The organism is Bradyrhizobium sp. AZCC 2176, assembly GCF_036924645.1.
Classification (GTDB): Bacteria; Pseudomonadota; Alphaproteobacteria; order Rhizobiales; family Xanthobacteraceae; genus Bradyrhizobium.
Genome location: NZ_JAZHRX010000001.1, coordinates 735,209 through 753,430 on the forward strand (window position 1 = coordinate 735,209; position 18,222 = coordinate 753,430).

An 18,222-nucleotide genomic window follows, 5' to 3' on the forward strand; every position below is an offset into this window, starting at 1 on the left:
GTAAATTTTGTCGCAAAATCGGGTCAAGGAACCCTGCCATGGCCACCGACTCCGGAAAGAAACTTTTCGTCGGCCCCCGGTTCCGGCGGATCCGTCAGCAGCTTGGGCTGTCGCAGACCCAGATCGCCGAGGGGCTCGGGATTTCGCCGAGCTACATCAATCTGATCGAGCGGAACCAGCGGCCGGTGACGGCGCAGATCCTGCTGCGGCTGGCCGAAACCTATGACCTCGACCTGCGCGACCTCGCCACCGCCGACGAAGACCGCTTTTTCGCCGAGCTGAACGAGATTTTTTCCGATCCGCTGTTCCGCCAGATCGACCTGCCCAAGCAGGAATTGCGAGACCTCGCGGAGCTCTGCCCCGGCGTGACGCATTCGCTGCAACGCCTCTACGCGGCCTATACCGAGGCCCGCCGCGGCGAAACTCTCGTGGCGGCGCAAATGGCCGACCGCGACGAGGGCGCGCGGTTCGAGGCCAACCCGATCGAGCGCGTGCGCGACCTGATCGAGGCCAACCGCAACTATTTTCCGGAACTCGAACAGGCCGCGGAAAACCTGCGCGACGAGCTGAACGTCTCTGCGGAAGAATTGTTCGCGGCGCTTTCGGCGCGGTTGCGCGAAAAGCATTCGATCGTCACCCGCATCATGCCGGTTGACGTGATGCGCGAGACGCTGCGGCGGTTCGACCGCCATCGCCGGCAATTGCTGATCTCCGAACTGATCGACGGCTCCGGCCGCGCCTTCCAGTTGGCGCTGCAGATCGGCCTGGCCGAATGCGGCGCTGCCATCGACGCCATCGCCAACCGCGCCGGTCCGCTCGACGACACGCCGCGGCGGCTTTATCGGATTACGCTTGCGAACTACTTCGCTGCCGCCGTGATGATGCCCTATCAGCCGTTCCATAGCGCAGCCGAGACGTTGAACTATGACGTGCACGTGCTGGCGCAGCGTTTCAATGCCGGCTTCGAGCAGGTGTGTCATCGCCTCACCACGCTGCAGCGGCCGAACGCGCGCGGCGTGCCGTTCTTCCTGCTGCGCGTCGACAATGCCGGCAACGTCTCGAAACGGTTTTCTTCCGGCACGTTCCCGTTCTCGAAATTCGGCGGCACCTGCCCGCTGTGGAACGTGCATTCGACCTTCGACACGCCGGACCGCCTGCTCAAGCAGGTCATCGAACTGCCCGACGGCACGCGCTATTTTTCGATCGCGCAGATGGTACGCCGCCCGATCGCCCCGCACCCGCAGCCGCAGCCGCGTTTTGCCATTGGATTGGGTTGCGAAATCCGCCATGCGGCAAAGCTCGTCTACGCCGCCGGGATGGATCTGGAGAAGGCGGAAGGCACGCCGATCGGCGTCAATTGCCGGCTCTGCGAACGCGAAAACTGCAGCCAGCGCGCCGAGCCGCCGATCACGCGGACGCTGATTTTGGATGAGAACACGCGGCGGGTGAGCTCGTTCGCGTTTTCGAATGCACGGGAGTTGTGAGGGTTTCATCGTCATTGCGAGCGCAGCGAAGCAATCCATCTCGCGGCACGAAGGAAGAATGGATTGCTTCGGTTCGCTCGCAATGACGGGGATAGACATGGTTTCTCGATCTCGCGGCGCATTGCGCCCGAGTTGTGCTTGAATTCTTGCCCCCAAACAATCAGGGCGCAGGGAAGGCCGGGTGCTGGCTGGCACCCGCGGTCTCGTGTGCAATAAGCGCAACGAAAGGCGCACACGAGCATACAGGTATCAGCCGGGGCATCCGGCCTTCCCTGCGCAATGGTTTGACGGCTTATGCCGAGCTCTCCCCGGAGACGAATTCCTTTTGCCTCCGTCGCCGGCGAATTGGCGGCTCGCATCGCCCGGTTGAGCTTTGCAAACCTCCGCCGACTTGACACCAGCAACGGGTGCCAGGACCACACGGTTTTGCCGTACGCAAATGCGCCGTTCGTCTGGCGCGCGCCGATCGCTCACGGGAAGCCCGCCCTGCGATATCAATCACGCGCCCGGCGCTCTCGCGTCCACCGCAGCCCGGCCCAACGTTCGTGACGATCGCGATACGCCCCTCTTGCGGGCCGGGATGGCGGGAGTTGTAGGACTGATTTGGGTCGCGCGAAAACAGGATTCTTTTTTCGCGCAGGACTGGACCGGGCAAATCAGCTTGAAATGATTGAGAAACTTTTTGTTTGCGCGCAGCCGCTGGGCTCTAAACCCTCATGGTGAGGAGGCGCTCTGCGCCGTCTTGAGCCATGCAGGCCCATGCTGCTGCATCTGGGCTTCCACCCTTCGAGACGGCGCTTTCGCGCCTCCCCAGGATGAGGTCTGGCAGAAGTTTCCGGCGCGAAGATGAAGAACTGTTCATCAGCATTACATCTCATCGGCATCACATCGCGCCGCACCCGCAATCGGGAAAAAGCGGAACATCGTCGCGGGCGCGACGTTTGCTTGGTTGCCTTACAACAGGAGAGACCAATGCTGAAAATGTTGCTTACCGTTTCGACCGTGCTGCTCACGACGGCCGCGTTTGCGCAGACGAGCACGAAGTCTCCGGGCTCCTCGGAAGTCAGCCCGGGACACAAGATGCAGAAGAGCAAGACTTCGACCGCGCCGGGCGCGTCTGAATACGCCCCGGGACACCAGAAGAAAACGGCCAAGGGCCATTCGAAAAGCGCGCCTGGCCACCAGACGACAACCGGATCGGCCGCGAAGAAGACGTACTAATTCTCCTACAGAACGGCCCGGCATCGATGCCGGGCCGTTTTGCATGCGTTTGTCCAGATTCGATCTTTCTACAGCTCTCTCACGTCACTGGCGCGGGTGCGATGCATCCAAGGATCGCCTTCTCCTCGCCGGCAAACCGACTCTGTGTCCCGCTGGTGACGATCACATTTAAAACGTGGGTATTCCGCAATTTTGCGATGGAACGGCCAAGCCGATTCGCTAGTTTGAAAGCAGCGATTCTACTCGCGGATGGATCAGGACCGATGTTGCGACGCGTTATGCTGTTGAACCCGTTCGAAATCACCCAGGACCGCGCCCCCCAGGACCGGCCGCAGCCGGTCGAGCGGAAGGTGACGAGCAGGGCTGCCCGTTCGACGCCGGTCTGCGCCGCCTGCGGTTCCGACGACATCATCTGCCACGCCACGGCGCAATGGAGCAACGAAGCGCAGGAATGGCAGCTCGCCAACACCTTCAACCAGCCAGCGCACTGCAATACCTGTCAGCACGACGGCAATTTGGTGTGGCTGACGCTGAACTGAGCGTGACTGCTCGGCGGCAAAACTCCTGGATCGCCGCAAATCTTCTTAAACCCTCATGGTGAGGAGGCGCTTTAGCGCCGTCTCGAACCACGAGGCCCCGGTGGTGCCATTCATCCTTCGAGACGCCGCTTCGCGGCTCCTCAGGATGAGGTCTGAGACCTCGCAGAGTGGTCTACATCAAATCTCCGCATACACCTCCAGCAGATTCCCATCGGGATCCCTGAAGAACAGCGTGCGATGGCCGAACGGCTGGTTGGTCGGCGGCTCCAGCAGATCGACGCCGTGCCGCACCAGTTCGTCGGCGCAGCGATCGACATCGGGCGCCTCGACCTTGAACGCAAGTTGCAGCGAAGCGCTGCCCGCGGGCGTCGGCGCATCCTTTGCCGTCCGGCCGGGCCGCGACAGCGCAAGCGTGTTGCCGCCGATCTGGTATTCGAGCCATCCCGCCGACAGCTCCCGCGTCAGGGATAAGCGGAGGATGCCCTCATAGAACCGGCGCATCGCCGCCATGTCGCGCACGAGGATGACGGTGTAGTCGATGGCGCGGATGGACTGGAAGGGTGAGGTGGAAGGGGGACTTTGATCGCTCACGGCTGCATCTCCCCTTGGCCTGCTGACGCCCTTGTCGCGATGTTAATCGCACCTAAAAATCGCATGAGGACAGAGAGATCCGCAGTGGATTCGCTTGAAGGCATCTTACGTCTCATCGGCCTGATCTTTGGTTGGCTATTCGGTTGGCCCCTAGGCGTCTTCCGCCGCTGGCTGGATCGCCAGCCGGATCGCGATCCCTCGCAGATTTCATGCTTGGAGAGATTCGGGCGGCTCGCGCTCGGGGTTTCCTTGACGCTTTGTATTCTGATCCCGCTAGGTTGGTTGATCTTCAGGTGAAGACGGCATAGTAGCCCGCATGAGCGCATGCGATGTGCGGGAATCGGGACAAAGCCCCCGGATATCGCTCCGCGCATCCGGGCTACGCTTACTCAAGTGCCAGCGTCTGAACCCCAGACTTTCTCCTCCGTCCAGCCCAACTCCGCGAACTCCTCCGCCCGCAACGGCGCCTCCCCCGCCGAGAAAAACTCGTCGAGTTGCGGCGGGCTCACCGACGTGCCACTGAGCATCGCGTGGGCCTGGCCGCGATGATGCACCTGATGCTGGAACAGATGCAGCAGCAAGCGGTCCATCCGCTCGCGCTGGATGGAGGTGCCGCGATGCACGGAGACGATGCGCTGCAAGCCGGCGCTATCGAGCGCTTCGACGACGTTGAGCAAGCGTTGGTCGACTGCGGCCTGCGCTTCTTTCAGCGCGGCAACGGTCTCACAAGGCTCTTCGTCCGCCCAGGCGGCAGGCCCCAGCGTGCCGCCTTCCATCGCATCGACATAGAAGTGGTCGATGATCAGGATGTGGTTGAGCGTGGCGCGCAGGCTTGGAAAGAAGCCGGTTCGTTTTGCGGTGAATTCTTCCGGCGACAGCCGCGCGCAGGCGGTGAGCAGCCGGTGGTTTGCCCAGGCGTTGTTGTATGCCATGGTACGATAGGGAAGCACGTCATTCATGTTGAGGGGCGCTCATCGTAGCGTCATTGCGCGCGAAGCGAAGAAGTCCATAGTGCCGCTTGGGGACGGATGGATTGCTTCGTCGCTTTCGCTCCCTTGCGCAAACGCTCCGCGTTTGTCGCAGGCAATGACGGGTTAGACCGACCAACCCACCTAGACTCCTACTCCGCCGCCTCTCGCGTCGGCGCTTCCAAAACCTCCAGCACCTTCGGCGGCGACATCGGCAGGGCGTAGAAGCGTTTGCCGAGCGCGTTGTAGATGGCATTCGCTACCGCCGCCATCACGGGCACCAGCGGCACTTCGCCAACGCCCTTGACGCCTTGCGGGTGTTTCGGGTTCGGGATCTCGACCATGATGCAGTCGATCATCGGCAGGTCCGAACAGACCGGCATGCGATAGTCGAGGAAGCCGGGATTATCGACCTTGCCTTCCCGCGTGTAGATGTATTCCTCGTTCAGCGCCCAGCCGATGCCTTGCGCGACGCCGCCCTGGAGCTGGCCCTCGACATAGCCGGGGTGAATGGCGCGGCCGACATCCTGCACGGCGGTGTAGCGGATCACGCGCGCGATGCCGAGATCGACGTCGACCTCGACGTCGCAGACATGGGTGCCGAAACCGCCATCGGCGCCTTGGGTATTGAGCTGCACTCCGGCCCCAATAGGCCCGCCCATCGCGGGCGCCTTCTCGGCGAGCTCTTGCAGCGTCAGCGGCTCGAACTGGCCGGCGTTCGGGCTGACCGGATGCGCCGCGCCGTTCTCCCACTTCACCGCTTCCGGATCGATCTCCCAGATCTTGGCCGCGCGCTCGCGCAGCGTCTGGATGATCTTTTCGGTCGACTGCGTCACCACCATCGACGAGGCGAACAGCACGCGGCTGCCGCCGGTCAGGTTGGAGAAGCCGACCGTCTGCGTGTCGCCGATGATGACGGAGACGCGGCGGTAATCAATCCCAAGGAGTTCGGCGCAGATGTTGGCGATGCCCGCGCGCGATCCCCCAATGTCAGGATGGCCTGTCGTGACGACGACGTTGCCATCCTCGGTGATGTTGACTTGCGCGGAGGATTCGCCGCCGGCGTTGAACCAGAAGCCGGAAGCGACGCCCCTACCCCTCGGCCTGCCGTGGCCGTCGCCGAGCGGCGCGGCATAATGCGGCGAGTTCTTGGCGGCTTCCACCGTCTCGATATAGCCGATGCGCGGGAAGACCGGGCCGTGCGCGGCTTTGGTTCCTTCCTTGGCGGCGTTCTTCAGGCGGAAGTCGAGCGGATCCATCTTCAGGCGTTCTGCGACTTCATCCATCACGCATTCGACGGCATAGGCGCCGATCGGCGCGCCGGGTGCGCGATAGGCCGCGACTTTGGAGCGGTTGGAGCAGACGTCGAAACCCTCTGAGAGCAGGTTCGGGATGTCGTAGGGCGTGAAGCTGCAGCCCGCGGCGCCCCGGATCGGCGAGCCCGGGAAGGCGCCGGCCTGCAGATAGAAGGTGCCGTGCGCGGCGACGATCTTGCCGTCTTTCGTGGCGCCGATTTTCACCGTGCTCTTCGAGCCTGAGGTGGGGCCGGTCGCGCGCATCACTTCCTCGCGCGTCATCACCATCTTCACCGGGCGGCCGGACTTTTTCGCAAGCAATGTCGCGAGCGGTTCGAGATAGACGATGGTCTTGCCGCCAAAGCCGCCGCCGATCTCGGCGGGGATGGCGCGGATGTCGCTCTGCGGGATGCCGGTGAGATAGGCCGTCATCGCGCGCACCATGAACTGGCCCTGGCTGGAGCTCCAGATCGTGGTCTTGCCGTCAGGCGCCACCGAGATCAGGCAGGCATGCGGCTCGATATAGCCCTGGTGAACGGGACGCGTGGTGAAGGTGCGCTCGATGACGATGTCGGCCTTCTTGAAACCTTCCGCGATATCGCCCTTCTTGTGCTCGAGGCGGCCGGCGATGTTGGAGGGCTTGCCGTCGAATTTGTTGAACTCGTGCAGGATCGGCGCGTCGGGTTTGATCGCGTCGTCGATCTCGATCGACCACGGCAGCACCTCGTAATCGACCTCGATCAGCTTGCAGGCCTCGGCCGCGATCGCCTCCGTGGTGGCGGCCACGGCAGCGACGGGGTGGCCGGGGAACAGCGCCTTGTCGCGCGCCATCACGTTGCGGCACATCCAGCGCATGTCCTGGATGCCCAGCATGACCGCGCCCTTCTCGATCGGGAAATCGACGATGTCCTTGGAGGTGACGACGGCTTTTACGCCCGGCAGTTTCTCCGCCTTCGAGGTGTCGATGCCCCTGATGCGCGCATGCGGATGCGGGCTGCGCAAAACCTTGCCCCAGATCTGGCCTGGCATAGTGGTGTCGGCAGCGAACTGGGCGCGGCCGGTAACCTTGTCCATGCCATCAGGACGTATCGTGCGCTGGCCGATCCACTTGTTGTTGGTGACGAGGTTCATTGAGCTGTCTCCCGCAATTATTGCGCGCGCATTTCGGCAGCGGTTTCCATCACCGCGCGGACGATCTTGTCATAGCCGGTGCACCGGCAGAGGTTGCCGGCGAGCCAGAAGCGGACTTCCTCCTCGCTCGGATCAGGGTTTTTCCTCAGCAGTGCGTCGGAGGCGACCAGCATGCCCGACGTGCAGATGCCGCATTGCAGGGCGGCCATTTCCAGAAACTTCTGCTGCAGCGGATGCAGATGTTCGCCGTTCGCGAGGCCCTCGATGGTCCTGATCTCATGGTCCTGCGATTCGACCGCAAGCATCAGGCAGGAGCAGACCAGGCGGTCATCGACCGTGATCGAGCAGGCGCCGCAATCGCCGGAGGCGCAGCCTTCCTTGGACCCGGTGAGCGCCAGCGGTCCACGCAGCGCGTCGAGCATGGTGTCTGATGGCTCGCACAGAAATTCCATCGGCTCGCCGTTGATGGTGGTGGTGACGTGAACTTTGGCCATGAAGTCTATTTCCCTTGAGCGCGTTCGGCGGCGATCGCGGCGGTGCGCTTGAGCAGCACGCCGGCCACCCTGGTGCGATAGGCGATGGTGCCGCGCTTGTCGTCGATCGGGCGGCAGGCGGCGGAACAGGCGCTGGCTGCTTTCGCCAGCGCCGCGGCGTCGAGCTTTGAGCCGATCAGCGCTTTCGCGGCGTCCTCGACCAGCAGCACGGTCGGCGCCACGGCGCCGAGGCCGACGCGGGCGGCGGTGACGGCGCCGTCCTTGATCGTCAGGCTGACGCCGACGCCGACGACGGCGATATCCATTTCGGTGCGCGGGATCATGCGCAGGTAGGCATCGCTCGATCCCCGCGGACGCGGCGGTAGCGTAAAGCTCACAAGTATCTCGCCGGGTTTTAAGTTGGTGCGGCCGGGACCGGCGGGCACGTCTTCCACCTTCAGCTCGCGGCGGCCCTCCGGGCCCTGCACGGTGACGATGGCGCCGGCGGCAACCATCGCCGGCACGCTGTCGCCGGCGGGCGAGCCGTTGCAGAGATTGCCGCCCGCGGATGCCCGGCCCTGCACCTGCTTGGAACCGATCAGGTTGACGGCCTCGAGCACGCCGGGCCAGACCTTGCCAAAGCTCCTGTGTTCCGCGAGCGCCATGCCGGAGACGGCGGCGCCGATGCGAAAGCTGCCGTCGGCCGCCTGCTCGATCGCGGTCATCTCCGGGATTTTCTTGATGTCGACGATCACGGCGGGCTTGAGCACGCCGGATCGCATCTGCACCAGCAAATCGGTGCCGCCGGCCAGGATGCGCGCGGCGCTGCCGGCTTTCGCAAATGCGCCGACCGCTTCGTCAAGCGTGCCAGGCGCCAGATATCGGAGTTCCGTCATGGTCTTTCCGCCATCTCCCTCGTTCCGCCCGCCCCAGTGATTGTCGGCTCACCTTCAAAAGACGCGCAGACGGCAAGCCTACACGGGGACGGGCGATTGGAACAGCCTGCGAGATCAGGCTCATACGGCAGGCTCCTATGCGCGCGGCGGGGCTTGCGGCCCGGATTGCTCCGAGGCGGAAGTCTGTAGGGTGAGGCAAAGGCGCCCTTGCGCCGTGCCCACCATCTTGATTGAACTGCCTGGATTGCTTTGAAATGGTGGGCATCCGCCTTCGCTCTCCGAGCTGCGGCGGACAGGCGCTTCTATCCTCCCTCTCCCGAACCGGTGACATTGATGCCGCTTTACAGATTCCTGCTTGCTGCCGCGGCGTCCCTGTCCCTATCATCTCTCGCCATCGCCCAACCCGCCCCCGCACCGATCCGGCCTGCGGCGGTGCAACCGAGGCCGCCAGGCGCGGGCGTTCCCGGCCAGCCGGTCGCAAGGGCCCCATTGCCCCGCGCCGCCGCCTGTCACAACGGCATGTCGTTCGACCGTTTCCTCGCTGACCTCAAGCAGCAGGCAGTGGCGGAAGGCGTCTCGCAGCGCGCGCTGGCGGAAGCCGCACCCTACCTCGTCTATGACCAAAGCATCGTCAACCGCGACCGCGGCCAGCGCGTATTCGGCCAGGTGTTCACCGAGTTCGCACGAAACAGGGCGTCCGACGGCGCGGCAAAAAATGCGCAGGCGCGAATCCGGATGCATGCGGCGGCGTTCGCGCGCGCCGAAAAGGAATATGGCGTGCCGCCCGCCGTGATCGCCGCATTCTGGGGGCTGGAGAGCAGTTTTGGCGCCGAGTTGGGCAAGCTGCATACGCTGCCGTCGCTGGTTTCGCTGGCTTATGATTGCCGCCGCTCGGAGATGTTCAGCAAGGAAACCATCGCCGCCTTGAAGATCATCGACCGCGGCGATCTCACGGCTGGCGAGATGATCGGCTCATGGGCCGGCGAACTCGGCCAGACGCAATTTCTGCCGACGCATTATTTCAACTATGCGGTGGACTATGACGGCGACGGCCACCGCAACATGCTGCGCAGCGTGCCCGACGTGATCGGCTCGACCGCCAACTACATCGCCAACGGATTGAAGTGGCGGCGCGGCGAGCCATGGCTGCAGGAAGTGCGCGCGCCGCAGAATTTCCCGTGGGACCAGGCCGACCTCACCGTCAAACTGCCGCGCGCAAAGTTCGCGCAGCTTGGCGTCACCTATCCCGACGGCCGCGCGCTGCCGAACGACGACCTGCCGGCGTCGCTGCTCTTGCCGATGGGCCGCACCGGACCGGCGTTTCTCGCCTACGCAAATTTCGCCGCCTATACCGAGTGGAACAACTCGCTGATCTATTCAACCACCGCGGGCTATCTCGCCAGCCGAATCGCCGGCGCAGCGCCGATGCGGCAGCCATCCACGCCTGTCGCGCAATTGCCACTCAACGAGCTCAAGGAGCTGCAGCAGCTCTTGGTGCGCGCGGGCTTCAATGTCGGCAAGGTCGATGGCGTGATGGGGCAGTTGAGCCGCACGGCTGTGAAGGCGATGCAAGTGAAGTACGGCTTGCCGGCGGATTCCTGGCCGACGGCGGAGCTGTTGGCGCGGATGCGCGGGCCGGGCGTGCAGGCGCAGCCGGCGGGCATGGTGATGCCGGCGGCGCGGTGAACGAACTGCTCGTAGCCCGGATCGAGCGCAGCGAAATCCGGGACGGTGCCGCGTGCGCAGAACCCCGGATTGCGCGGAGCCTGTCATCGGGCGCGCATTCGCGCGACCCGTTGGCTCCATCTGGACTACAGGCCGTGAAATAATTGACCGCAATCGCCACACCGCAAGTGTTGTATTTTCCCGCGCGCCGCCCCATCTCGCAAAAACACCTCACCCTCCTTGAGGCAGTTAATCCCCATCACGAAAAGAGCATCACATGTCTTTCCATGACTTGACCGTGCCCGCCTTCCTGCAGATTCTCGGCAGCCTTTCCAGCCTGCTCACCAAGGCGGAAGCGCATTGCAAGGCGAAGAACATCCAGCCCGAGGTGCTGCTCAATGCCCGGCTTTACCCGGACATGTATCCGCTGACGCGGCAGGTGCAGACGGCCTGCGACTTCGCCGCAAAGACCTGCGCGCGCCTCACCGGCAGCGAGGTGCCACAGACGCCGGACACGGAAAAGAGTTTTGAAGAGCTGCAGCAGCGGATCGGGAAAGCGATCGACTATGTGAAGTCGTTCAAGCCGGCGCAGTTCGACGGCGGCGACACGCGGGAGGTGACGTTTCCCATTGGCCCGAGCAACACCATGACGATGAAGGGCCGGCAATATCTCGTCAGCTTCGCCTTCCCGAACTTCTATTTCCATGCCGCCACCGCCCACGGCATTTTGCGCCACAACGGCGTCGAGATCGGCAAGCGGGATTTTCTCGGGGTGAGGTAACCCTTAGCTCAGGAACCGTAGGATGGGCAAAGCGAAGCCGTGCCCACCAGTCCGCGCGAGGAGCTAGATGGTGGGCACGGCGCCTGTGTGCCTTTGCCCACCCTACAAAACCTTACCGCATCGTGATCGCCAGGCCGCTGAGGTCGGCGTTCGCCATCAATCCCACCTGGTGGCCGGTCAACTCCAGCACCGCGCCCTTCTGGTTGGTCAGCACGATCGCGCGCGCGCCGCGGCCTATCGCAAGGCCCGCGCCGGCCGCGCCATAGACGCCGGCAACGTCGGAGGGGCGATAGATGTTGCTGACGCGGCCGCGCAGTATCGTCTTCGAGCCGCCGAACACGAAGCCGTAATCCAGCCCGCCGGTCGACAGCGGGTATCGCCGTCCGCGGAAATCCAGCACGCCGCTGCCGCCGGAGCCGCCGATCACCCACCCCGCCTTGTAGATCGTGAGTTGCACGAAACCTTCGTCGGCACGCGCGGCGGAGGACAGCGTGACGCCGGCAATGGCCGCAAGCGCGAGCACGGCGGCACGAAGGGCGGATGGCATCTTCATCGATATCTTCTCCAGGGGAATTGGCGGGCCAGCGTACGGCGCCGATTGAGTCGTGATCGGCGGATTGTACCCTATCGGCCGGATGGGAAAAGTGCATTGATGCCACGAGCATCGGCGCACCGCGGCGGCCCCGACACAATTTCATCGAGATCTGCCGGGTATCGGCGCGGCAATAGCTGCCCAAGCGAACAAAATTATCTCCCCTGTGAACTGGATTACCCTCGCCGCGATCATTTCGCGCTAGCTACTCGCCCGGGGATTTCCTCGCACCGGCGCCATGCCTTTTTAAGACCTATCGGCGGGTCGCAAGCGCCGCGCCGCTGCCTTTCCAGCGAGGCAGCGGCGCGTTAGAGCGGGATGACGCTTCTTCGAATCGTCATCCCGCTCTAACGCTTTGATTGGAGCATGATCTTTTCGGAAAACCGGTATCCACTTTTCCGGATCATGCTGTAGGCTCGAGACACCGAACCGTTCATGGAGAGCGTCACATGGCCCCGATCCAGCACTTCGCGCCGCCCGCCGGCATCAAGTCCCCGCCGCTCTCGTTCGCTACCCGCACCGGCGACCTGCTGTTCGTCTCGGGCATTCCGGGTTTTGACGACAAGGGCGCGCTGGCGGACGGCTTTGAGGCGCAGTTCGGCTTCGTCGTCGCCAACATCAAGCGCGTGCTCGGCGAGGCCGGCGCAACGTTTCGCGATCTCGTCAAGGTCAACGTGCTACTGACGCGCGCCTCCGACGTCGCCACGATGAACGTGCTGTATGCGTCCGCGTTCGGACCCGCGCCCTACCCCGCGCGCACCACCTGCGTGGTGCAGGCGCTGCCCGATCCGAAGATGCTGATCGAGATCGAAGCTGTTGCGTCACTGGCGAAGGCGTAGGACGCATTACGGCTTCGGCATCGTTTCCTTCAACTGATCGCCGACGAAATTGGCGGCATGGCGATAGGCGGCATCGTTGTCGCCGCGAAACGTCACCGTTCGCCGCATCAGCAATTTCTCGGCTTCGAGATCGAGCAACTGAATTTCGCCCCATTGCACCAGCGTGCTCATCTTGCGGATGCCGCCATAGACTACAAGCCGCGCGCCGGCCCGGCGGGCGGCGGCGATGAAAACCTCCTGCGACATGCTGGTGGCGGTGCAGGGATGATCGGGACATTCGATCGCCACCACGCGATAGTCGCCCTGGGCGGCCAGATTATCGCGCAGCAATTTTGCAAACGACGCCACACGGGCGCGATGCTCCGCGCTCTGGTCCGCGACCTCTCCGGAGGTGTCGAAATAATCGAAATCCGCTACCGCCACTGCAATCGGCGCGGCAGCGGGCGATCCGCCCGATGGAAACGACAGCGCGGCTACCGCGCACAGCATCAGCACGGCCCTTGCGCCGCTGCGCAGGCTTAGCGCGCACCATCGAGTTGCTGCACGCATCATGCTTCGTCTCCTTCACCTGCGACGTTGGCATCGCTTGCCGGGCCTGAATCATACCAGCGTACGGGGATTTCGCTAAGCCATTCCTGCGATGGTGAGCACGCTTGCGCTCTGCCTACCCTACGAAACTGCCGTCCCTTACCCATCTTGTACAAACGGGCACGCTTGCTATCCTCCGCCAAAATCAAGCAAGAGGAAACGCCCCATGCCCCTTCTCCAGAATCATATCGCCGTCGTCACCGGTGCAGGCTCCGGCATCGGGCGCGCCATCGCGATCGGTTACGCCCGCGAGGGCGCGCGCGTCGTGCTGCTCGACAGGGAAGAGAAGGCGGCGGCGGAGGCTGCCAAGGAAATCCGCGACGCCGGCGGAAGTGCCGAAAGCTTTGCACTCGACGTCGCCAGGCGCGAAGACTGCGTCGCGATGGCCAAGCAAATCGCCGACAAGGTCGGGCAGGTTTCGATCCTCGTCAACAATGCCGGCATCGTCCGCCGCAACGGCATGCTGGGCGCGGCAGAGGCCGTCATCAACGACTGGGAAGACATCATCGCGGTCAACCTCACGGGTGTTTTCAATGTGACGCATGCCTTTCTCGCGCCGCTGCGCGCCAGCAAGGGACGCATCGTCAATATCGGCTCGATCCAGTCCTTCGTCCATGTACGCACGCCGAGCTCGCCGGCCTACACCGCCTCCAAGCACGGCGTGCTCGGCTTCACCAAGGCGCTCGCTGCCGAACTCGGCAAGGAAGGCGTCCGCGTCAACGCGATCGGCCCGGGCTTCATCGCGACGCCCTTGAACGCCAATGCCCGCGCCAACAATCCGGACCTGGTGAAGACCTTCATGGATCATACCCCGCTGGGCCGCGCCGGCACCGCGGAGGACATCGTCGGGCCTGCGATCTTCCTCGCCTCCGATTTGTCGGCCTATGTCTCCGGATCGATCGTGATGGTCGATGGCGGTTATCGAGCTGTGTGAGCAGATCATGTCCAACGCACAGCATTTCGACATCGACGTACCGAGCTTCTGGGCCGACCCCTACCCCGCGCTTGCGCAGATGCGCAAGGAGGCGCCGATCGCCTTCGTGCCGCAGCTCGGCTCCACCGTGTTCACCCGTCGCGACGACATCTTCACCCAGGAAAAGCGGATCGACGTGTTCTCCTCGCACCAGCCGAACGGGCTGATGAATGTGCTGATGGGCCACAACATGATGCGCAAGGATGGCGAGGCGCACATGACGGAGCGGCAGGCGATGTTTCCCGCCGTATCTCCGCGCACGGTGCGCGACACCTGGGTCCGGCAGTTTCAGGCCCACGCCGAGCGCATCCTCGACGAACTCGCGCCAAAAGGCTCTGCCGACCTCTGCAAAGCGCTGGCGCTGCCGCTGTCGGCCGAATGCCTGAAGGACGTCACCGGGCTCACCAACATGCGCTACCAGGACATGGACGCGTGGTCACAGGCAATGATCGACGGCATCGCCAACTACACCGGCAACAAGGAGGTCGAGGCGCGCTGCCATGCGGCGACATCAGGCATCGATGCCGCGATCGACGACATGATTCCGGTGGTGAAGAAACACCCGAACACCTCGATCCTCGGCGTGCTGCTGGCTTCAGGCCAGAACATGGAAAGCATCCGCGCCAACATCAAGCTCGCAATTTCGGGCGGCCAGAACGAGCCGCGCGACGCGATATCAGGCGCGACCTGGGCGCTGCTGACGCATCCTGACCAGCTCGCGCTGGTGCGCGAGGGCAAGGTAAAATGGATCGACGTCTTCGAGGAATATGCGCGCTGGATCGCACCGATCCAGATGTCGCCGCGCCGCGTCGCCAAGCCGTGGAGCTATGCAGGCGTCGACTTCGAGCCTGAGGACCGCGTGTTCTTCATGTTCGGCTCGGCCAATCGGGACGAGGCCTGCTTTGCCGAGCCCGACCGTTTCGACATCACGCGCGATACGCAAAAGAGCATCGCCTTCGGGGCCGGCCCGCATTATTGCGCCGGCGCGTTCGCCTCCCGCGCCATGGTGGCCGACGTCGCGCTGCCGAGCGTGTTCGCGCGGTTGAAAGGCCTGCGGCTCGACGGGAGCGAACCGGTGCGAATCGGCGGCTGGGCGTTTCGCGGCCTGCTCAACCTGCCGGTGAAGTGGGACGCCGGCTGATCGTTGCAGATAGTCATGAAGCCGACTTCTATTTCGGCCGCGCGAAAGCCCGGCGAATGTGTGCCGGGCGAACGCAAATATACGCTTTGGGGAGAAAGCGGCATTCTTAGTCAATGCTTCACGGTCGTCCATTCCGGGCAATTACCGTCAGGCTTGCTGACGGAATTCAGTGCCACAGCGTCGCTTTCTGATCACACCGTCTTCTTAGGCTCCACGTCTCGCTGCTACGCCGATCGCGCGGATCAAGAGCGCTCGATATGTGCTGCCAATTCCTAGGAGCGGGAGTTAGGCTGCCGTTGCTTCGTTATCTCGTTGAGCGCGCTATGTGCGACGGCCCTCAATCCGCCCAAGGTGGTGTTTCCCCTCTTCGCGCTGAGCTTTAGCTTTTGGGCGATGTAGCGACGTCGTTCGTGATCGCCGCCGTTGGGGAAGATGGTGCAAGTCTCTTCCAGAACGAAGTCCATGTTGGCAATCGTACGATCATCCAATCTGGTCATGGCACTACCTCTCCGGGCACTTGTGGTGAATCGACATCCTTTGCGAGCGATAGGACGGTTCTGATGATAGCAAATTCGGGAAAAAGTGGAATAAAATTGGAACCGCTGGGGGTGGACAGCACTTGAATCGCGTGAGTTGCAGGATGCGCGCATATGCCAAAGACTGACTTCTCACCCGGCGTGGTACCCTATGGGGCGGATGAAACCGTCTACCTTGTCGTAGATAGCTTTTCTAACGGTACGGTTTACCGAGAAACCGAGATCGAAAAAGCCGACATTGAAACCATCGTCGGCGATCTACTTTCCGGCCAATATAATAGCCCCGTCTGCATCGTGGCGTTCAACACGCTCGAACACTGGTCCGAAGATGTTTCTTCGGATATGGCGGCCGAAATCCAGATGCGCTGCGACATGGATCGTGTGCCGGTGCCGGATCATCTGATCGACTTTGTGCAGACCCACATCCATCCCTTGCGCCAGTTGACCCTTCGGCTCATCTAATACCGGGATCATCTGTCGGCCCCAAGGCGCGCTTCAGCAGCGCTCAGCCGAACGCGCGCGTATCACGGCGTCTCCCGGCCATCGCCCTGATCGCCGTTCAGCGGAAGCAGACGCATGTGCTGAAAAAACACCCAGCGCATGGCGAGGCATCGGAGGTAGCCTCCGATGGTCCCGCACACGGCGAGAAGGATGATGTAGGCGGGGTGATACTCGCCGCCCCACCACAGCATCCCGCCGATCCAGAAGATGGTGAAGAAGACGGCGGCGAGCTTCAATCGCCTGGCCTGATCCATGGCATCCCTCCGATGGTGACATCCGATGCCATCATGGACGCCACTGCCTCGCCGCACCGTGAGGCGTATCACGTCGTGCTCGAATCCAGGCGGCTGGAACCATAAATCCGGAGTGGTTGGTGGACGTCCGCTTTGACACGCATTCCGGACCCAAGTCGGACATCGCGTGAGGTCCGAAAAGTGCAGTGGAAAAGCTTTCGCCCGAAGTGCTGAATAGCGCTTGCCCATTCAGCGCCCGCACCATCCCACGCGCGCAGCTCTATATGTTCGACGGCAAGAGCACAGCCCGATGTGCTCGGCCATGAGCGAGTGGTGCAATGAGCTTCGCAATTTCATTCGTACGAGACGCGCGGAAAGAACGTTTCTGGGAATAGCGGCGGGCGCTTGGGAGCAAAGAAGTCAAAGGCAAATTGGCGCCTGCCATAAAAGGAAAACGGGAGGAACGTCTGCCCTGACGGGCTCTTTCCTTCCTTGGGGCAATCAGGAGGAGGCTACCATGAGGACACCTCAGCTCTCCGCATTGGTGTTTGCTGTGCTTACCTTCAATGCCGTCGCCGCGGAACCTCAGAAGCTGTGGGAGGCGAGTGGCTTCAAGCAGCCCGAGTCAGTGGTCTTTGACCGAGCCGCGGGGGCCATTTATGTGTCGAACGTCAACGGCGATCCGATGAAAAAGGATGGCAACGGCTTCATTTCAAAGCTCGCGCCGGACGGAAAGGTTGTGACAATCGAGTGGATCAAGGGACTCGACAGTCCGACCGGGCTCGCGCTTGCCAACGGCAAGCTGTACGCCGCAGACGTGGATCGGATTGCGGAAATCGACATCGCCAAGGGTGAAATTATCAACCGATACGAGGCACCCGGTTCCAAGTTCTTGAACGACCTCGCGGCTGACAAGGGGGGACGGGTCTACGCATCCGACATGGTGACAAACAGCATTTGGGTGCTCGACGGCGGCAAGCTGTCTCTCTTGATGCAGGATGACGCGCTCGACAACCCGAACGGGCTCCTCGTCGAGGACGGGAGGCTTGTGGTCGCGTCGTGGGGCAAGATGGCCCCGGACTTCTCGACCAAGGTACCTGGCCACATGAAGGCGGTCGACCTCGCGACGAAGAAGGTGTCCGCTCTTGGTGACTCGACACCAGTCGGCAATTTCGATGGCGTCGAGCCCGATGGCAAGGGCGGTTATCTTGTCACCGACTGGGTAAGCGGCGGTCTGTTCCGCGTCGCGAACAATGGCAAGCCGACACCCCTCCTACCGCTCACCAAGGGGAGCGCCGATCTCGGCGTGGGGCCGGACGGTACCGTCATGATCCCGATGATGATGGACGGCACTGTTGTGGCTTACAGGATCGATCCACGCTGAAAGGATTGCGCCTGACCAGCATTAGGCCCGTGCGCGGTTCCCGCGAGCGAAAAGAATACGGCGCGGCGACAATCGCCGTCTTCAGCAACGAAGGCGGACGATCGGATGAAACAGGAACTTGGCGTGCTCGGAGCGGATGTCTGCTTAGGGTCGCTTTGATGGTGTACTGATCACTTCCGGTCTGCCCCGATTAACAGACATCTTCAGAACCGGTCGGCATGTCTCAAACGCGCCACCACAGCAGTCATGGCACGCATCCCGAGTTGGAAGCGACGGTCGCAGAGGAGCGCGCCACCGATGTTGCGTGAGCGCGGTGATAACCCCTCAAAATGAAGCTCGAAGTGAACTGGGGCGGGAGGGTCGGTCGCCATAAGTTGACCGGGTCACAAAA

The 18,222-nt window shown here is 62.9% G+C and carries 19 protein-coding genes; 10 read left to right on the plus strand and 9 right to left on the minus strand.

Annotation, left to right across the window (positions count from 1 at the left end):
- Positions 1–38: 38 nt before the first annotated feature.
- The 3 genes from V1288_RS03290 (at position 39) to V1288_RS03300 (ending at position 3,244) form a co-directional block, all read left to right on the plus strand.
- Positions 39–1,484, plus strand: a complete 1,446-nt coding sequence (locus tag V1288_RS03290) for a helix-turn-helix domain-containing protein (RefSeq protein ID WP_334355712.1) — start codon at positions 39–41, stop codon at positions 1,482–1,484.
- A gap of 972 nt (positions 1,485–2,456) precedes the next feature.
- Positions 2,457–2,705, plus strand: a complete 249-nt coding sequence (locus tag V1288_RS03295; protein ID WP_334355713.1) for a hypothetical protein — start codon at positions 2,457–2,459, stop codon at positions 2,703–2,705.
- 263 nt (positions 2,706–2,968) lie between these two features.
- On the plus strand, positions 2,969–3,244 hold the full coding sequence (locus V1288_RS03300) for a hypothetical protein (protein WP_334355714.1): 276 nt from the start codon (positions 2,969–2,971) through the stop codon (positions 3,242–3,244).
- Between the two features lie 177 nt (positions 3,245–3,421).
- Here the strand turns inward: V1288_RS03300 and V1288_RS03305 are convergent, their stop codons facing one another.
- The 5 genes from V1288_RS03305 to V1288_RS03325 all read right to left on the minus strand — a co-directional run bounded on the left by V1288_RS03305 (position 3,422) and on the right by V1288_RS03325 (position 8,598).
- A complete protein-coding gene (locus V1288_RS03305) occupies positions 3,422–3,835 on the minus strand; it encodes a VOC family protein (protein WP_334355715.1) in 414 nt (137 codons plus the stop codon).
- A gap of 389 nt (positions 3,836–4,224) precedes the next feature.
- Positions 4,225–4,794, minus strand: a complete 570-nt coding sequence (locus V1288_RS03310; protein ID WP_334355716.1) for a DinB family protein — start codon at positions 4,792–4,794, stop codon at positions 4,225–4,227.
- 161 nt (positions 4,795–4,955) lie between these two features.
- On the minus strand, positions 4,956–7,229 hold the full coding sequence (locus tag V1288_RS03315; RefSeq protein ID WP_334355717.1) for a xanthine dehydrogenase family protein molybdopterin-binding subunit: 2,274 nt from the start codon (positions 7,227–7,229) through the stop codon (positions 4,956–4,958).
- Between the two features lie 17 nt (positions 7,230–7,246).
- A complete protein-coding gene (locus V1288_RS03320; RefSeq protein ID WP_334355718.1) occupies positions 7,247–7,723 on the minus strand; it encodes a (2Fe-2S)-binding protein in 477 nt (158 codons plus the stop codon).
- A 5-nt stretch (positions 7,724–7,728) separates the two neighbouring features.
- Positions 7,729–8,598 (minus strand): FAD binding domain-containing protein, encoded by an 870-nt coding sequence (locus V1288_RS03325; protein WP_334355719.1) that lies wholly within the window; start codon positions 8,596–8,598, stop codon positions 7,729–7,731.
- 333 nt (positions 8,599–8,931) lie between these two features.
- On the opposite strand from V1288_RS03325, the gene V1288_RS03330 reads away from it, so the two are divergent.
- Together V1288_RS03330 and V1288_RS03335 are read left to right on the plus strand one after the other, a co-directional pair.
- Positions 8,932–10,284 (plus strand): lytic murein transglycosylase, encoded by a 1,353-nt coding sequence (locus V1288_RS03330; RefSeq protein ID WP_334355720.1) that lies wholly within the window; start codon positions 8,932–8,934, stop codon positions 10,282–10,284.
- 256 nt (positions 10,285–10,540) lie between these two features.
- Complete coding sequence (locus V1288_RS03335; RefSeq protein WP_334355721.1) at positions 10,541–11,044, plus strand: DUF1993 domain-containing protein; 504 nt, start codon at positions 10,541–10,543, stop codon at positions 11,042–11,044.
- 112 nt (positions 11,045–11,156) lie between these two features.
- Here the strand turns inward: V1288_RS03335 and V1288_RS03340 are convergent, their stop codons facing one another.
- Positions 11,157–11,597, minus strand: a complete 441-nt coding sequence (locus tag V1288_RS03340; RefSeq protein ID WP_334355722.1) for a hypothetical protein — start codon at positions 11,595–11,597, stop codon at positions 11,157–11,159.
- A gap of 488 nt (positions 11,598–12,085) precedes the next feature.
- Here V1288_RS03340 and V1288_RS03345 point away from each other — a divergent pair, with 488 nt between their 5' ends.
- On the plus strand, positions 12,086–12,475 hold the full coding sequence (locus V1288_RS03345; RefSeq protein ID WP_334355723.1) for a RidA family protein: 390 nt from the start codon (positions 12,086–12,088) through the stop codon (positions 12,473–12,475).
- A 6-nt stretch (positions 12,476–12,481) separates the two neighbouring features.
- Here the strand turns inward: V1288_RS03345 and V1288_RS03350 are convergent, their stop codons facing one another.
- The gene (locus tag V1288_RS03350) at positions 12,482–13,027 is read right to left on the minus strand and encodes a DUF2380 domain-containing protein (RefSeq protein ID WP_334355724.1); all 546 of its coding nucleotides are present in this window, start codon (positions 13,025–13,027) and stop codon (positions 12,482–12,484) included.
- Positions 13,028–13,229: 202 nt separating this feature from the next.
- Here V1288_RS03350 and V1288_RS03355 point away from each other — a divergent pair, with 202 nt between their 5' ends.
- Together V1288_RS03355 and V1288_RS03360 are read left to right on the plus strand one after the other, a co-directional pair.
- The gene (locus V1288_RS03355; RefSeq protein WP_334355725.1) at positions 13,230–13,997 is read left to right on the plus strand and encodes an SDR family NAD(P)-dependent oxidoreductase; all 768 of its coding nucleotides are present in this window, start codon (positions 13,230–13,232) and stop codon (positions 13,995–13,997) included.
- A gap of 7 nt (positions 13,998–14,004) precedes the next feature.
- Complete coding sequence (locus V1288_RS03360; protein ID WP_334355726.1) at positions 14,005–15,177, plus strand: cytochrome P450; 1,173 nt, start codon at positions 14,005–14,007, stop codon at positions 15,175–15,177.
- A 272-nt stretch (positions 15,178–15,449) separates the two neighbouring features.
- Here the strand turns inward: V1288_RS03360 and V1288_RS03365 are convergent, their stop codons facing one another.
- A complete protein-coding gene (locus V1288_RS03365) occupies positions 15,450–15,674 on the minus strand; it encodes a hypothetical protein (protein ID WP_334355727.1) in 225 nt (74 codons plus the stop codon).
- Between the two features lie 153 nt (positions 15,675–15,827).
- On the opposite strand from V1288_RS03365, the gene V1288_RS03370 reads away from it, so the two are divergent.
- On the plus strand, positions 15,828–16,175 hold the full coding sequence (locus V1288_RS03370) for a hypothetical protein (protein ID WP_334355728.1): 348 nt from the start codon (positions 15,828–15,830) through the stop codon (positions 16,173–16,175).
- Between the two features lie 62 nt (positions 16,176–16,237).
- Here the strand turns inward: V1288_RS03370 and V1288_RS03375 are convergent, their stop codons facing one another.
- Positions 16,238–16,468 (minus strand): hypothetical protein, encoded by a 231-nt coding sequence (locus tag V1288_RS03375; protein ID WP_334355729.1) that lies wholly within the window; start codon positions 16,466–16,468, stop codon positions 16,238–16,240.
- Positions 16,469–16,964: 496 nt separating this feature from the next.
- On the opposite strand from V1288_RS03375, the gene V1288_RS03380 reads away from it, so the two are divergent.
- Complete coding sequence (locus tag V1288_RS03380; RefSeq protein WP_334355730.1) at positions 16,965–17,831, plus strand: SMP-30/gluconolactonase/LRE family protein; 867 nt, start codon at positions 16,965–16,967, stop codon at positions 17,829–17,831.
- Positions 17,832–18,222: the final 391 nt, after the last annotated feature.

Excerpts from the sequence above, each read along its gene's own strand:
- V1288_RS03290 (WP_334355712.1), top strand. The coding sequence starts at position 39 with ATGGCCACCGACTCCGGAAAGAAACTTTTCGTCGGCCCCCGGTTCCGG.
- V1288_RS03295 (WP_334355713.1), top strand. The coding sequence starts at position 2,457 with ATGCTGAAAATGTTGCTTACCGTTTCGACCGTGCTGCTCACGACGGCC.
- V1288_RS03300 (WP_334355714.1), top strand. The coding sequence starts at position 2,969 with ATGTTGCGACGCGTTATGCTGTTGAACCCGTTCGAAATCACCCAGGAC.
- V1288_RS03310 (WP_334355716.1), bottom strand. The coding sequence starts at position 4,794 with ATGAATGACGTGCTTCCCTATCGTACCATGGCATACAACAACGCCTGG.
- V1288_RS03315 (WP_334355717.1), bottom strand. The coding sequence starts at position 7,229 with ATGAACCTCGTCACCAACAACAAGTGGATCGGCCAGCGCACGATACGT.
- V1288_RS03320 (WP_334355718.1), bottom strand. The coding sequence starts at position 7,723 with ATGGCCAAAGTTCACGTCACCACCACCATCAACGGCGAGCCGATGGAA.
- V1288_RS03325 (WP_334355719.1), bottom strand. The coding sequence starts at position 8,598 with ATGACGGAACTCCGATATCTGGCGCCTGGCACGCTTGACGAAGCGGTC.
- V1288_RS03330 (WP_334355720.1), top strand. The coding sequence starts at position 8,932 with ATGCCGCTTTACAGATTCCTGCTTGCTGCCGCGGCGTCCCTGTCCCTA.
- V1288_RS03335 (WP_334355721.1), top strand. The coding sequence starts at position 10,541 with ATGTCTTTCCATGACTTGACCGTGCCCGCCTTCCTGCAGATTCTCGGC.
- V1288_RS03340 (WP_334355722.1), bottom strand. The coding sequence starts at position 11,597 with ATGAAGATGCCATCCGCCCTTCGTGCCGCCGTGCTCGCGCTTGCGGCC.
- V1288_RS03345 (WP_334355723.1), top strand. The coding sequence starts at position 12,086 with ATGGCCCCGATCCAGCACTTCGCGCCGCCCGCCGGCATCAAGTCCCCG.
- V1288_RS03350 (WP_334355724.1), bottom strand. The coding sequence starts at position 13,027 with ATGATGCGTGCAGCAACTCGATGGTGCGCGCTAAGCCTGCGCAGCGGC.
- V1288_RS03355 (WP_334355725.1), top strand. The coding sequence starts at position 13,230 with ATGCCCCTTCTCCAGAATCATATCGCCGTCGTCACCGGTGCAGGCTCC.
- V1288_RS03360 (WP_334355726.1), top strand. The coding sequence starts at position 14,005 with ATGTCCAACGCACAGCATTTCGACATCGACGTACCGAGCTTCTGGGCC.
- V1288_RS03365 (WP_334355727.1), bottom strand. The coding sequence starts at position 15,674 with ATGACCAGATTGGATGATCGTACGATTGCCAACATGGACTTCGTTCTG.
- V1288_RS03370 (WP_334355728.1), top strand. The coding sequence starts at position 15,828 with ATGCCAAAGACTGACTTCTCACCCGGCGTGGTACCCTATGGGGCGGAT.
- V1288_RS03375 (WP_334355729.1), bottom strand. The coding sequence starts at position 16,468 with ATGGATCAGGCCAGGCGATTGAAGCTCGCCGCCGTCTTCTTCACCATC.
- V1288_RS03380 (WP_334355730.1), top strand. The coding sequence starts at position 16,965 with ATGAGGACACCTCAGCTCTCCGCATTGGTGTTTGCTGTGCTTACCTTC.